This is a genomic window from Desulfovibrio desulfopostgatei, from assembly GCF_053570645.1.
In genome coordinates this window covers 2,174,217-2,187,613 of record NZ_JBRBQS010000002.1, presented here as the reverse complement: position 1 = coordinate 2,187,613, position 13,397 = coordinate 2,174,217, and the positions used below count along the sequence as shown (strand labels likewise).

Annotated in this window: 15 protein-coding genes, 2 tRNA genes and 1 pseudogene; 16 read left to right on the top strand and 2 right to left on the bottom strand. The window is 55.8% G+C overall.

The window, feature by feature from the left end:
* The first annotated feature begins 3 nt into the window (after positions 1–3).
* The 7 genes and pseudogenes from glyS to ACUZ9Q_RS09690 all read left to right on the top strand — a co-directional run bounded on the left by glyS (position 4) and on the right by ACUZ9Q_RS09690 (position 6,212).
* The gene (gene glyS, locus ACUZ9Q_RS09720; RefSeq protein WP_449247802.1) at positions 4–2,088 is read left to right on the top strand and encodes a glycine--tRNA ligase subunit beta; all 2,085 of its coding nucleotides are present in this window, start codon (positions 4–6) and stop codon (positions 2,086–2,088) included.
* A gap of 198 nt (positions 2,089–2,286) precedes the next feature.
* Positions 2,287–2,556 carry a 30S ribosomal protein S20 gene (rpsT, locus tag ACUZ9Q_RS09715; protein WP_192113003.1) on the top strand — a complete coding sequence of 90 codons (270 nt, stop codon included), beginning with the start codon at positions 2,287–2,289 and terminating at the stop codon, positions 2,554–2,556.
* Positions 2,557–2,718: 162 nt separating this feature from the next.
* Positions 2,719–2,795 (top strand) — tRNA-Arg (locus ACUZ9Q_RS09710).
* A 181-nt stretch (positions 2,796–2,976) separates the two neighbouring features.
* Positions 2,977–4,081 (top strand): annotated as a pseudogene (locus ACUZ9Q_RS09705) (IS3 family transposase).
* Positions 4,082–4,339: 258 nt separating this feature from the next.
* The gene (locus tag ACUZ9Q_RS09700; protein WP_192113007.1) at positions 4,340–5,182 is read left to right on the top strand and encodes an alpha/beta fold hydrolase; all 843 of its coding nucleotides are present in this window, start codon (positions 4,340–4,342) and stop codon (positions 5,180–5,182) included.
* A gap of 128 nt (positions 5,183–5,310) precedes the next feature.
* Positions 5,311–5,392, top strand: a tRNA-Ser gene (locus ACUZ9Q_RS09695).
* 409 nt (positions 5,393–5,801) lie between these two features.
* Positions 5,802–6,212, top strand: coding sequence for a DNA-directed RNA polymerase subunit alpha C-terminal domain-containing protein (locus ACUZ9Q_RS09690; protein ID WP_449247801.1), 411 nt, complete (start codon positions 5,802–5,804; stop codon positions 6,210–6,212).
* Between the two features lie 68 nt (positions 6,213–6,280).
* On the opposite strand, the gene ACUZ9Q_RS09685 is transcribed toward ACUZ9Q_RS09690, so the two are convergent.
* Complete coding sequence (locus ACUZ9Q_RS09685; RefSeq protein WP_449247800.1) at positions 6,281–6,760, bottom strand: helix-turn-helix domain-containing protein; 480 nt, start codon at positions 6,758–6,760, stop codon at positions 6,281–6,283.
* A 253-nt stretch (positions 6,761–7,013) separates the two neighbouring features.
* Here ACUZ9Q_RS09685 and ACUZ9Q_RS09680 point away from each other — a divergent pair, with 253 nt between their 5' ends.
* Positions 7,014–7,436: a hypothetical protein gene (locus tag ACUZ9Q_RS09680; RefSeq protein WP_449247799.1), complete on the top strand. Its 423-nt coding sequence runs from the start codon at positions 7,014–7,016 to the stop codon at positions 7,434–7,436.
* Between the two features lie 5 nt (positions 7,437–7,441).
* Entirely contained in the window at positions 7,442–7,693 is a 252-nt protein-coding gene (locus ACUZ9Q_RS09675; protein ID WP_449247798.1) for a hypothetical protein, read from the top strand.
* 213 nt (positions 7,694–7,906) lie between these two features.
* On the opposite strand, the gene ACUZ9Q_RS09670 is transcribed toward ACUZ9Q_RS09675, so the two are convergent.
* Entirely contained in the window at positions 7,907–8,188 is a 282-nt protein-coding gene (locus ACUZ9Q_RS09670; RefSeq protein ID WP_296936953.1) for a hypothetical protein, read from the bottom strand.
* A gap of 252 nt (positions 8,189–8,440) precedes the next feature.
* Between ACUZ9Q_RS09670 and ACUZ9Q_RS09665 the strand changes: the two genes are divergently transcribed.
* Genes ACUZ9Q_RS09665 through ACUZ9Q_RS09635 form a run of 7 tightly spaced genes read left to right on the top strand, consistent with a single transcriptional unit; the run spans position 8,441 to position 13,396 of the window.
* Entirely contained in the window at positions 8,441–10,579 is a 2,139-nt protein-coding gene (locus ACUZ9Q_RS09665; RefSeq protein ID WP_449247797.1) for a transposase, read from the top strand.
* A gap of 60 nt (positions 10,580–10,639) precedes the next feature.
* Positions 10,640–11,383 carry an AAA family ATPase gene (locus tag ACUZ9Q_RS09660; RefSeq protein WP_449247796.1) on the top strand — a complete coding sequence of 248 codons (744 nt, stop codon included), beginning with the start codon at positions 10,640–10,642 and terminating at the stop codon, positions 11,381–11,383.
* 2 nt (positions 11,384–11,385) lie between these two features.
* Positions 11,386–12,015, top strand: coding sequence for a hypothetical protein (locus ACUZ9Q_RS09655; protein WP_449247795.1), 630 nt, complete (start codon positions 11,386–11,388; stop codon positions 12,013–12,015).
* On the top strand, positions 12,012–12,401 hold the full coding sequence (locus tag ACUZ9Q_RS09650) for a hypothetical protein (protein ID WP_449247794.1): 390 nt from the start codon (positions 12,012–12,014) through the stop codon (positions 12,399–12,401). Before ACUZ9Q_RS09655 ends, ACUZ9Q_RS09650 begins: the two co-directional genes overlap by 4 nt.
* Entirely contained in the window at positions 12,391–12,582 is a 192-nt protein-coding gene (locus ACUZ9Q_RS09645) for a hypothetical protein (protein WP_449247793.1), read from the top strand. The genes ACUZ9Q_RS09650 and ACUZ9Q_RS09645 overlap by 11 nt, the downstream gene beginning before the upstream one ends.
* The gene (locus ACUZ9Q_RS09640) at positions 12,572–12,772 is read left to right on the top strand and encodes a hypothetical protein (protein WP_296936963.1); all 201 of its coding nucleotides are present in this window, start codon (positions 12,572–12,574) and stop codon (positions 12,770–12,772) included. Before ACUZ9Q_RS09645 ends, ACUZ9Q_RS09640 begins: the two co-directional genes overlap by 11 nt.
* A 3-nt stretch (positions 12,773–12,775) precedes the next feature.
* On the top strand, positions 12,776–13,396 hold the full coding sequence (locus ACUZ9Q_RS09635) for a DUF3164 family protein (protein WP_296936964.1): 621 nt from the start codon (positions 12,776–12,778) through the stop codon (positions 13,394–13,396).
* Position 13,397: the final 1 nt, after the last annotated feature.

Below are 13,397 nucleotides of genomic sequence, written 5' to 3'. Positions count from 1 at the left end.
GCCGTGGCGACCTTTGTGCTTGAAATCGGCAGCGAAGAGTTGCCTTCCCGTTTTCTGGCCCCCGAAGAAGGGGAGCTGGCCTCCCGTTTTAGCGGCGCTCTGGACGAGGCCGGGCTTGAATACGGCGCGCTGCGCGTCATGAGCACGCCCCGGCGCGCGGTGGTGATTGTTGAAAATCTCAACCCTGTGCAGGTGGAGAGGGAAGAGGTGGTCTCCGGCCCGCCCGTGCGCGTGGCCTATGACGCCGAAGGCAAACCCACCAAGGCCCTTGAGGGTTTTGTGCGCACCAATGCCTGCGCTCTTGAAGACGTTTTTCGTGTGGAAACGGACAAGGGCGAATACGTGGCCGTGCGCAAACGCACCGGCGGCGCGCCCGCAGCCGACTTGCTTGCTGATATCTGCCCCTCGGTGATTACCGCGCTTTCGTTCCAGAAACGCATGCGCTGGGGCGCATATTCGCTGGCCTATGCCCGTCCGTTGCGCTGGATACTGGCGTTGCTTGATGATGCCGTGGTGCCCTTTACCGTTGGCCCCATGACGTCTGGTCGTGAGACCTGCGGGCACCGCATCCACGGCGCTGGCCCCTTTGCTGTGGCGCATGCCAATGAATTTATGGCCACCCTCGCCGGACCCTGCGCCATCACCATTGATCCTGCCCAACGCCGCAATGTCATTATTGATGGCGGCAATGCCCAGGCGGCTGCCGCTGGCGGCAAGGTGCTGTGGAAAGACAGTCTGCTGGACGAAGTGCAGGGCCTTGCCGAGCACCCGGTGCCGCTGCTGGCCGATTTTGATCCCGCCTATCTTGAGGTGCCGCGCGAAGTGCTGCTTACCAGCATGGAAAGCCACCAGAAGAGCTTTGGCATCGAAGGGGCCAACGGCGAACTGCTGCCGCATTTTCTCACCGTGCTGAACCTCACCCCTGAGGACATGGGCGTGGTCAAGCGCGGCTGGGAACGCGTGCTGCGTGCCCGGCTTGAAGACGCCCGCTTTTTTTGGCAGGCCGACCTGCGCGATACCTTTGATCACTGGCTGCAAAAGCTGGATACGGTCATCTTTATCGGCGGGCTTGGCAGCATGGGCGACAAAACCCGCAGGCTTGAAGCTCTGTGCCGCTGGCTTGCCGAAAGTTGCGCGCCCGAGCTTGCTGACGATGCCGCGCGCGCCGGACGCCTTTCAAAGGCGGATCTGGTGAGCGGCCTTGTGGGCGAGTTTGATACCCTTCAGGGTATCATGGGCGGCATCTATGCAGGCCGCAAAGGCGAGAGCAAGGCCGTGGCCGAAGCTCTGGGCGAACAGTATCTGCCCGCCGGGCCGGATTCTCCGCTGCCCAAGAGCCTTGCTGGCGCGCTGCTCTCTATGGCGGACAAGGCCGACACCCTCGCGGGTTGCTTCGGCCTCGGCATGATCCCCACTGGCGCTGCCGACCCCAACGGCCTGCGGCGCTGTGCGCTGGGCATCATCCGCATCATGCTTGATTTCGGTCTTGCGGTTGACGTGCGGCAGTTCTTTGCCAAGGCGCAACAGCTTTATGGCGATCGCCAGTGGAAGCTTGCCCCGCACGATGCCCTGGACAAGCTCATGGAATTTTTTGCGGCGCGTTTGCGCAACTATTTCATGAGTCAGGGACAGGACACGCTGCTGGTGGATGCGGCCCTTGGCGCGGGCGCAGAAGACGTGAAGGACTGCGGCGCTCGTCTTGCTGCGCTGGCGGCCTTTAGTCAGACGGCGGACTACGAACCTGCGGTGCAGACCTTCAAGCGCGTTGCCAATATCCTGCGCAAGCAGGGTCAGGCCGAGGAACTTTCTGACCACTGGGATCCTGCCTTGCTGCGTGAAGACGCGGAAAAGGCGCTGGCATCCACGCTGGAAGAAATGCTGCCCCGCCTTGATGCCCTGTGGGCCGCTCACGATCATGCCGCGGCACTGGCCTGCCTGAGCGCGGTGCGCCCCGCTGTGGACGCCTTTTTTGCTGGTGTGATGGTTATGTGCGATGATGCGGATATGCGCCGCAACAGGTTGAGCATGCTGCGCGGCCTTGGCTCGCGGTTTGCGCGTCTGGCCGATTTTTCGGCCTTGCAGATGTAGGTTGTTCAATGGTTTTACCGGGGGAGAGGGGAGCTTTTGACGGTTCCCCTCTCCCTCAAACAAGAAAATATTAGATAAAAAGACACGATTGCTTGACAGCTAATCGTGCCAGTGGTAAGAACCCTTCTTCGCGACAACGCGCTAACTTTTGTTTTCATGGCTTGCGCGGGCAAGCCCAACATATGTGGAGGATTCAAAGTGGCCAACCATAAGTCAGCCCTCAAGCGTCACAAGCAGAGCTTGCAGCGGGCAGGCCGCAATCGCGCCGCCCGTACCCGCGTGAAGAATGCCATCAAGCAGGTTCGCGCCGCCATCCAGAACAACGAACAGGGCCAGGCCAGCGAAGCTCTGTCCAGCGCCACTTCCGTGCTCGCCAAGGCTGCCGGTAAGGGTGCCCTGCACTGGAAGAAGGCCGCACGCAAGATTTCGCGTCTGGCTCATGCCGTTAACGGCATCAGCGCCCAGTAGTTTTTTTATTGGTTTGAGGCGTGCTTGCCCAAGGGGCAAGCACATTCCCTTACGGGAAGTTGCAGATAATAATTTTTAACAAGTTCACAGGCTTTTCAAAAAATATTTTGAAAAAAAGCTTGACGGCGACTGTGACTTGCGTTAGTTTCCTCTTCGTTGAACGCGCTCGTAGCTCAGCTGGATAGAGCAACAGGCTACGAACCTGTAGGTCAGGAGTTCGAATCTCTTCGGGCGCACCAGTAAATTCAAGCCCTTACGGTAAATCACCGTAAGGGCTTTTTTGCGTCTTGCTCACTTTTGACCACATTTTAGCCACAAATGGTGGTGACAGGCCTGAGCCCTGTAGGTGAGTGACGATTGACCCTCCCCCCGAAAAGTATGCCATTGAAAAGTTAGTGTTCCTGACAGAGGAGCACAAGAATGAAACGTAGCAGATTCACCGAAGAACAGATTATTGGAATCTTGCGGCAAGCCGAGGCTGGAGTTCGCGTTGTCGATCTATGCCGTCAGCATGGCATCTCGGATGCGACCTTTTACAAGTGGCGCAGCAAGTTCGGAGGAATGAACATCTCTGACGCAAAGCGATTACGCCAGTTAGAAAAAGAAAACGCACGGCTGAAAAGACTTGTAGGCGAGCAGGCACTTGATATTGTCGTCCTGAAGGACGTGATCTCAAAAAATTTTTGAAGTCCGCAGCCAACAGGGATGCCGTGCATCACATTCAGGCTGCGCATGGCTACTCCGAGCAGCGGGCTTGCCGAGTGATTCAGTTTAACCGCAGTTCAGCCAGGCGATCACCATCTGAAGACCGTGATCTTCTTTTGCGGACTCGGATGCTGGAACTGGCAGGAAGATCGGCGGCGTTTCGGTTCTCCGCCCCTGCATGAGTTATTGCGCCGGGAAGGGCTGGTGCAGAACCACAAGCGGACAGAAAGGATTTACCAGGAAGAAAACCTTTCGTTGCGTATCCGCAAACGCGTGAAGCGTCCAAGCCATGCCCGTATTGTCCAGGCTGGCCCTGCTGGCCCGGATGAACAATGGGCGATGGATTTTGTGAGCGATTCCCTTATGGGTGGGCGGCGCATCCGGATTTTGACAATTGCCGATCTATGGGATCGTTCAAGCCCCGCGCTCGAAGTGGATATGAATTGCCTGGAGTGCGGGTAGTGAGAATTCTTGAAAGACTACGCCTTCAAGGTCGGCTGCCGCAACGTATCAAGGTTGATAACGGGCCAGAAGTTAGCGGTAATGCCCTGGATACATGGGCTTTTGAACACGGCGTGCAGATAGAGTTCACTCGTCCAGGGAAACCCACAGATAATGGACACATTGAAAGCTTTAACAGAAAATTCCGAGATGAGTGCTTAAATCAGAACGTGTTTCTGTCCCTGCACAATGCCCGCAGAACAGTCGAAGCCTGCGGCAGGATACAAACCAGCGGCGACCGCACAGTTCCTTAGGCTGGCTGACACCGGAAGAATTTCGGGCAAAGAATTATAACCTGCAACCCATTGAGAATCACTAACTTACAAGTGGTATACGCAGTGGGGTAAGGTCAAACAGGCAGGCAAGCCCCTAAAATACTTAGAGACTGGTTTCAGTTCTATAACGAGTAGCTCCCGCATACAGCTTTTGACGGCCGTCGGCTAATTGAAGTATACTATGAAAGAATCCAACCCTAAAGGCGGCATAAGACAAACCGGGCTAGAGCTTAACAACGTCGCCAACCTGTCCAAAAACCGGACCACCTCAGAGTCTACCTATTACACCGGATGGTATAACTATGATCCATCGTTCAAAACTCACAGGCATCACCCTTTTCGTTTCATGCTTGCTGGTCATCTTGGGGTGGATACACACTTCTATCACTTTGGCCAAAGATATTGTGCCGGTTGGTGAAAAAATTGCTGTAGATGCCAAGGGACATGACATCTATCAGATAAACGCTAACGGGATCAAAATAGGATATAAGTTGATAGGTACAGGCGAGCCGCTGCTGTTGATTACAGGACTAGGGGCAACCATGGAGAGGTGGGAACCAGAATTTATCGAAGAAGCATCAAAAAAATATCAACTGATCCTCATGGACAACAGGGGAATGGGGTATACTACGGATAATGGTCAACAATTTACTTATCGTCTCTTTGCCCAAGACGTTATTGGCCTGATGGATTCACTTGAAGTCAAAAAAACAAATGTACTTGGATATTCTCAGTCTAGTGTGACCACGCAGAATTTACTTCTTTACTATTCCGAGCGCTTCAATAAAGCCATAATCCATGCCACTTCAATCGATGGAAAAGCCGTTGCCACAGCTTTAAAGCACATGGCTTTACCTGACAATCCTACGATAAAGAAACAGCTTCAGGCAGCCATTGCGTGGAAGACTCCTTTGGAAAAAATGTCGCTGATTAAAAATCCAGTCATGCTGCTGGTTGGAACGGCGGATACTGTTGTGGGAACGAAGAGCTCGAAAATTCTTGCCAGTTTGATACCTGGAGCTTGGTTAGTTCAGTTCAAAGGTGGATCGCACCATTTGCAATATGAAGCCCCATCCGCCTTCACCCAGATTGTCTTGACCTTCTTGGCAATGGACGAGACGGTTCCTGCCAAGCAAAATCCATAAAGTGGGGCAAGGTCATTTTAGCCACTCTTTAGCCCCAGAATTTGATTTAAGTTGAATAAAATTGATGCAAGTTGATACAACTACAGGTGGGAAAAATTAATTTTTGCAGCTTGTTGCCATTGATTTTGGCGTTTTCGTAGGGTGCGCCAATTTATGCTTTGGCTGGCTACGAACCTGTAGGCAGGAGTTTGAATCTCTTCGGGCGCACCAGAAAATGCAAGCCCTTACAGTTAATCACTGTAAGGGCTTTTTGTTTTGGTGACGGTTGGGGGACCATAACAGTTCAGTGCTAAAGGCTAAAGCCGTTCAGTTGACAGCTCGTCCATTGTTAAGCGACAGATAGACTTGGAGAAACAAGAGCCGGAATATACCGGAACATAGAAGGATATAGAGGGACGGGAAAGCCGCATGGGCCGTTGATTTGGAGAGTATAGGAAAGGGCCGGAACGCGGTCAATGTCAGAATAGCACGTGACGGTTAACTCGTAACACACGGCTAACAATGACAGTTAATTTTGACCATATGACGTAAGCCTCGCAAGTGCCAAAAGCGGCACAAGCGAGGCTTGTTTTTTGGCAGTGTGCCCTATACCGTTTACGGAACGACAAAGGGGCTGCACATGAGCGGAAGCAACGAGCAAAGCTACAAGGTACGTCTAGTTCTGCGCAAGGCCGTTTACGACGCCGAGGGCCGTGTTACTGGCTATGATTGGGACGATTGCGAAGTGGCTTTTACGTCGTGCTTACTCGATGCCGAGGTGGTGGGCATAGAGCGCTTGCCAACAGGCCATTGCGCAGCCACTACGGGCGCGATCAGCGCCGAAGTGCTGTCACGAGATGCCGACACGCTTGACCTCACCACCAGGGCGCGGACGGGCCTTTTGCACGCTGGGATACGCACCATCGGCGACTTAGTGCGGAGTCAACCCTATGAATTGTTGAAGGTTAAAGGCGTTGGCGAGACCGTGTTGCGCGAGTACGCTGAAGTGCTCGCGCCACTAGGTCTAAACATTGGAATGCCACTGAAATAAAAAGAAATGCACCAAATTCTAATAGCCCTGCATGTGCCAGAAGTGACACATGCAGGGCTATTTTAGGTCTAATCACTGGTATGGGCGATTGAACGGACAGATGGCACAGAGGCGGGCACAGTGGGGTTTGTAAATCCCTGTTTTAAGTCATTATTCGAGGTTTTGGCCTGTTCTTCTAGACGCGCAACTCGTTCGCGCAGATCAGCTATTTCTTTAAGCAATTCAGTTTTTTCACGGTAAAGCTGTCGGTTCTCAGTGCTGAGTTCACGCCTTTCATTTTCTAAAGCCTCAATGCGTTTTTCTTCGTGCGGAGATGTTACCAACGAGCTATTTTCAAAGTTCTCTGGTGCTGATTCACGCCCAAAGAGAAGCCAATCTGCACTAACCTTAAATTCAATACAAAGCTGATCAATTAACGCGAAATCCGGTTTGTTTTTATCTTTTTCATAATTGCTCCACGTTGTTTGCGGTATGCCTAAGCGATCCGCGAGCGCGGCCTGAGATATGCTTCCTCGAAGAATTTTGAGCCTGCCACCGAGGGTTTCCATAGCGTAATATTATCCTGCCGTTATTATTACGGTTATTATTACGCTGCAAAATTATGAAAGTCATAAAAACCAGATAGTTATGCTGGTGATGCGTGACATTTATTTTTACCCGAAATTCGCTTGACTTTAAGCTCATTTCGCGTAAAAACTATTTTGCGAGCGGTTATTTCTAAACATTCTGTAAACAACATAACAGCCCGCCTTGACTAGGGTCAACGTCCAGTACCGGACAAAGTTTGGACAGGTGGAAGACATGCAGCGGCAGATATCCCTCTTTGACGAAACGACACGCCTTTCTGGCGTAATGGCTGCCATACGGGCCGCCATGCGGTCGGCTGCGTCTGAGGGAGAGGGGCGCAAGGCATTGCCTGACAAACTGAACGCTATAGCACGGTCCAGCGGCATCAAACTGACAAGCGGCAATGTGCGGGCTGTCAGCGAAGAAACTTTGAATAAGTGGCTTTCGCCATCTGACGACAGCCACCCACCGTCCATCCATGCGTTGCTGGCATACTGCCAGGCAACTGGCAACAACGAACCCCTGCGTGTTATGGCGCATTGCCTGGGCGTGGACCTGATGACGGACGAAGACCGCCGTTTACGTGATTACGGCAAAGCAGTGCGAGACGCCAAGGCCAGCCGAAAGCGCCTGAAGAGAATTGAGGAGGATTTGTAATGGCCATGACCCCGAGCCAACGCGCCGTACTGGGCGCACGACGCTGCACGCACCGCTACCGCTTTCGCGAGAAGCTGGACGAGTGCGGTTATGACAGCACGACTCTGGCCGAAGAGCTGGGGGTTAGCCCGGTAACAATTAACCGCACCATAAACGGCAGTCTGCACAGCCCCCGCGTGTTGAACTGGTTTCGGGATCGGGGCTTGGCTGAGCGGTTTTTGTGCGATCCGCGCAAGTGCGGAGAGGAGGCAGCGTAATGGATGCAGAAGCCAACGACCTCGCGGCAGCAAATGCATTGTGGGATTTGTCGGGAAAGGAGCTCCAATCTCTGAGCGTAAAAAGAGGGGGGCAAAGTATTGGGCTGGATATGGTTGCAAGTGACCGGTTCCAAACTGCCCCCCGCGAATGCTTGCACCTGATTGTTGATCGTCTCCAAACACACGAGCAACAAATGATGGCCGCTGTTTATCTTATGATGGCTTTTGAAGCGAAGCCAAGAACTCATGGGCAGGAATATAAAAATCCTTAGCCATTTCATTCTGCCCATGTAGGGCTTCGGCGAGGGTTTCCGGCGTTACGGGTTTACCAGCTTTCAAGAGGGCAACAGTTACTTTCCCGATTGTAATATCAAGCAGTTGTTCTCCCATGTATTGCAAATTTTTAGACGCGCTATCGGGATCATTTTTTTGGGCAGGCTTTCTAGGCATTTCCGGCTCCTGTTGTTGGTTGAAGTGAGTGGTATCCATCAGCATAGCAGAGGAGCCGGAACAATTGAAGAGGGACAGCGCCCCACGCGAGCCAGAGCCCTCACACTACCGCGCCCGTGTAGACCCTGACTTTAGACATAGGCCAGGCAAGGCGCGCGATGCGGACGCTCTCCGTAGCTTCCTGCATCGCAACGGCCAGTGCAACGGCGAATCCCCTTACCCTGAGATGGGGGGACGCGGCCACCCCGGACGCGGCATAAGGCCGGGGAAACATTTTTTGGAAAGTTGGAGACAAGGATGAAGGACGCATACACCACAAAAGCCTTGGCGGAACTGCTCGGCATCGCGCCAAAGAGCGTCCTTGTCCGCTCCCGTTTTGAGTGCTGGGAATGTATTGAGCGCGCCAAAAAACTTGGTGGTCCTTTATGGATCGTGGCGTCCATGCCTGAGCGCACCCGCCTTGCCATAGCGGCGCGCGCCTGCCCAGATGCTTGCAGCACCGTAAACGCCCCAGCAACCCCTGCGTCTCCTGCATCTCCTCTCACCCTGCAAGGCGCAGCCAAAACCCGCGCCCATGCGCGCGCCGCCGTAGTGCTGGCCGCACGCGTGTTTACAGCCGCCAGTAAGATGGCCCGCACCCGCGCCCTGGACGAGTTTGTGGTGCGCTATAACGCGGGCGAAATAGCCGTGGAGCCAGACGTGCGCGCGGCCCTGCCAAGCCTCTGCCGCAATAGCCTCATCAACTGGGAACGCCGTGCCCAAAATCAAGGAATGGCCTCGCTGGCGGGAAACTTCGGGCAGCATCGCAAGGGCGCTGGCATCATAGACAGCCAGCCACAAGTGCGTGAGCTTGTACTGGGGATGATCGCCGAATATCCCACCATCAGCGCCGAACTGATTCGCGAAGATATAGAACGCCTGGCCAGAGAGCAGTCCGGCATCCGTGTGCCCTCATTGCGCCGCATGCAGGCCTGGCTTGCAGCCTGGAAGGAACAGAACCCGCAGCTTGCCCTGTATATGCGTGCGCCGGATAGATGGCGCGGCCAGTTTATGGCGGCCTGCGGCAGCATGTACGAGTTGATCACCCGGTACAACCAGCGGTGGGAGTATGACGGCACGCCCTCGGACATCATGCTGAACGACGGTAAACGCTACGCCATTGTGGGTGTGATTAATGTTTACAGCCGGGAGTTGCTGCTGGAAGTGGCGGAGACCTCCACGGGACAGACTGTAAACAACCTCACACGCCGTGCCTTGCTGGATTGGGGCATAGCCGAGGAAGTTGTTACAGACAACGGCAAGGAATTTGTGGGCACTGAGGCGCAAGGGCTGTTTTTGGATCTTGGCATTATGCCCACCATCCTGCCGCCGTTTCGGCCAGACCTCAAACCTGCCATTGAACGCGTGTTCCGCAGCTTTTCGCACCATTTGCTGACCCTGTGCCCCTGCTATGTGGGCCATAACGTGGCAACCCGGCAAGAAATCCGCGAGCGGGAAACGTTTGCCAAGCGCCTGATGGACCGCAAAGAGACGCAGGAACTTAGCATGGCCATAAGCCCCGAAGCCTTGCAGGAATTTTGCGACGACTGGTGCAAGAGCGTTTACGCGCACCGCGCCCACAGCGGGCTGAAAGGTAAAACGCCCTGGCAGATGCGGCAGGAATACACCGGGGAGATTGCCCGCATCGAAGACGTGCGCGCCCTGGACGTGCTGCTGACGCCGCTGGCCACCAAGGGCGGCTGGCGTCCGGTGGGCAAAAAAGGCATCCGCGCCGCGAACGGGCACTATGACAACGCGGCCCTTGGCCCCTACGTTGGCCAGCAGGTGCAAGTGCGCGTGAACACGGCGGATGCCGAGCACGCCTACATATTTGACGAGCGCGGAAAATACATTTGCGAGGCGGTGCTTATGCACGGGCTGGAGAGCGACAAACGGCGCGAGATGGCCCTGGCCAAGCGGCGCACGCAAAAATCCGCCGTCAGCGCCGCAGCCAAGGAAATGCGCGCAGCGGCCCGCAATGTGGACGCCGCCAATGCCGGGCAGCGCATCATGGACATGCATAAGGCCCGCGCCGCAGAAATCGAAGCCGCAGCCGCGCCTGCCGCGCACACGGAAACCACGCACACCACGCCCATGCTGGACAGTGCAGCACGCGCAGCGCGCCTGCGCGAAGGTGTGCCCCCACGCGCACACGAGGCCGAAGTGGCGGCCGCCCGTGCCCTGGCAGTGGCGCAGCAAAGCGCCCAGGAAGAGCGCTGGCTGCCTGAAAGCCCCAAGGCCCAATACAAACTGTGCCGCCGTTTACAGGCAGCACTGGAACGTGGGGACACTGTGCCCCAGGAGCAAGCCGAATGGGCGAAAATTTTCGCAGGCAGCAATACTTATACGGGCTTTGCCATGCTTGAGCAGATGCAGCCCATTGCCGCCAACGGATAGCAATAAAAACGGGGCGCACCGTACCACCGAACACGCCCCAAAGAACCAAGTGAGGAAATTATGCAGGAAGCAACCGCAACCGTCAACCTGCCCGGCAAGGCACCGCTTGCCAACGTTGGGCTTACCTTTGGCGCGCTTACTGGGGCCATCAACCGCCCTTCGCATCTGCCTGGCATTGTGGTGCTGTACGGCCCCTCAGGTCTGGGCAAGAGCACAGCGGCGACCATCGCCACCGTTCAACTGCGAGCCTACTATGTGCAGGCCAAATCAAGCTGGACGCGCAAGGCCGTGTATCAGTCCATCCTCAAGAGCATGGGAGTGGACCCGGCCAAGACCATCTATGAAATGGAAGAACAGGTTACGGCGCAGCTTGCGGCCAGCCGCCGCCCGCTCATTGTGGACGAATGCGACCATCTGGTTGCCAAGGGCATTATCGAAGTGGTGCGCGATATTTACGAGGGCAGCGGCGCAGCCATCCTGCTGATCGGCGAGGAGCATCTGCCCTCAAACCTTGCCCGCTGGGAGCGCATCCACAACCGTGTGCTGGAATGGGTGCCCGCGCAATATGCCGACCTTGATGATGCCCGCGCCCTGCGTGACCTCTACTGCGCCAAGGTGAGCGTGGGTGATGATCTGCTGGAACATATCCACGCGCAAAGCAAGGGCGTGGCCCGGCGCATCTGCGTCAACCTTGAACGCGTGCAGCAGGCGGGTCTTGAGCTTGGCAAAAAGTCCATGGACCTGGCCACATGGGGCAAACGCCCCCTGTACACCGGCGAGGCTCCGGTGAGGGAAGGCCGTTAGCTATGGCAACCCGCAAAACGGCAAAACCTCGCCTCGCTCTTGTGGGCGTGCTCACCACGCGGGAAAAACTGTGGGCAGCCATGCGCGAGCTGCACACCTTTAGTGTGTCAGATTTGGCACATGCAGCAGGCGTAGACCGTCATGCGTACCGCATGGACGATTACCTGGGCAGCCTGGTGCGGGCGGGCATTTTGGGCAAGGACAAGCCAGCACGCTTTGCGGCGGCGACCTACACTCTGCTGCGCGACCTGGGCGTGGATGCCCCTCGCGTGCGCAAGGACGGCTCCATGCTGCCGGATACCGCCCAGGAACGCATGTGGCGGGCCATGAAGGTGCTGCGCACGTTCAGCGTGCAGGATCTGGTGGTGCATGCCTCTTTGCCAGATGACGCCATAGCCTCCAGTGCCGCAGCCGTATACTGCCAGTGGCTGGCGCGTGGAAAGTATCTGATCAGTATGACGCGGTCTGGCAACGATGTTGTCCGGTATCGGTTTGTGTACGACTCCGGGGCAAAGGCCCCGCAAATCCTGCGCGTCAAGCAACTGTACGACTGCAACCTGGGGAAAATCGTTGTTGGCGATGAAATTCAGGAAGCCCTGGACGCCGCCGATGTAAACGGGGCCGCATCATGACTGCCGTAGCCAAACCCACCAATGCAGACAAAGCCCGTGACGCCTGGGGCGAAGTGCCTGATTGGGTGCAGCGTTTGGCCGAAGCCTGCGACACTGGCGGGCTTAACCAGACCGCCAGAAAAATCAAGATGTCCCCGGCGCTGGTGAGCCTGGTTATCCGCAAGCGGCACCACGCCTCATACGCCAAAGCCGAGGCGCGCGTGCGTGAAATGCTCATGACGCCCATTATATCCTGTCCGGTGTTGGGCCTTATCAGCGCCGAGCAGTGCCACTGCGAACAACAGAAACCGTTTACAAGTATCAACCCCCTGGCCGTTGCCGTTTACCGTGCCTGCCGGGGAGGCTGCCGCCACTGGGCGGCAAAGGAGCACGAGCATGCTGCATAAACATATCAGCCGTGTAGCGGATAAGCTGGACAATATATGCGCCGGAACAACATCCGACCAGCAACTGCTGGCAATGTCTGTGCGCAACCTCCGCGCGATCTCTGAGGATGTGGAGTGCCTGGAAGCCCACTTTACCCCTTGCAACCAAAACCAGCAGGAGGAGGACACCCATGCTGCATGAAAAAATACGTTCCGTGGGCATTGCCCTGGGTGAAATGGCCGGGCGCGTCAACCCCGATGATTGGCGCAAACTGTCTGCGGTGCGTGACGAACTGGCGGCGTTGGCAAACGAGGCCGAGGCACTGGAAACCCAGGGCGAGGCCGCAACCAGCAACAAAAAAAGTGGCAAGGCCGCCAAGGAGGGTGCGTAAGCCATGAGCCAGGCAGCGACCATCAACACCGACGACTACATGCGTGATGCCTGCGGCAACCTGATCGCCAAGGAAAACGTCAAGGATATTGATCTGGCACGGACGGATCTCGTGAATGAACTGGCTGTCACGGCATTGGATCTCAGTGACAGGCTCGCCATATTCAAACGTACTGCAATGGGAGACATCGACAGCTTCGTTGAGCTTTCGGCAGAACGCTATGGCGTTAAGCTCGGCGGCAAAAAGGGAAATGTCACGCTGGACACCTTCAGCGGTCAGTTTCGTATTGAACGGCAGTTCTCCGACCACCTCACGTTTGATGAAGGTTTGCAAGCTGCAAAGGCATTGATTGACGAATGTCTTCGGGATTGGACCCAAGGCGGCAATGCCAATGTCCGTACACTGGTGGATCATGCCTTCCGCGTGGACAAAAAGGGCAAGCTGAACACTGGGGCTATCTTGGGGTTGCGCAACCTCAAGATTGAAGATGCGCGCTGGAAAACCGCGATGACTGCCATAAGTGAGTCCATCAAGGTTGTTGGCACCTGCCAGTATGTGCGGTTCTACCGCCGTGATGAAAACGGCAAATACATCCTTATCCCGCTTGATATAGCAACGCTGTAGC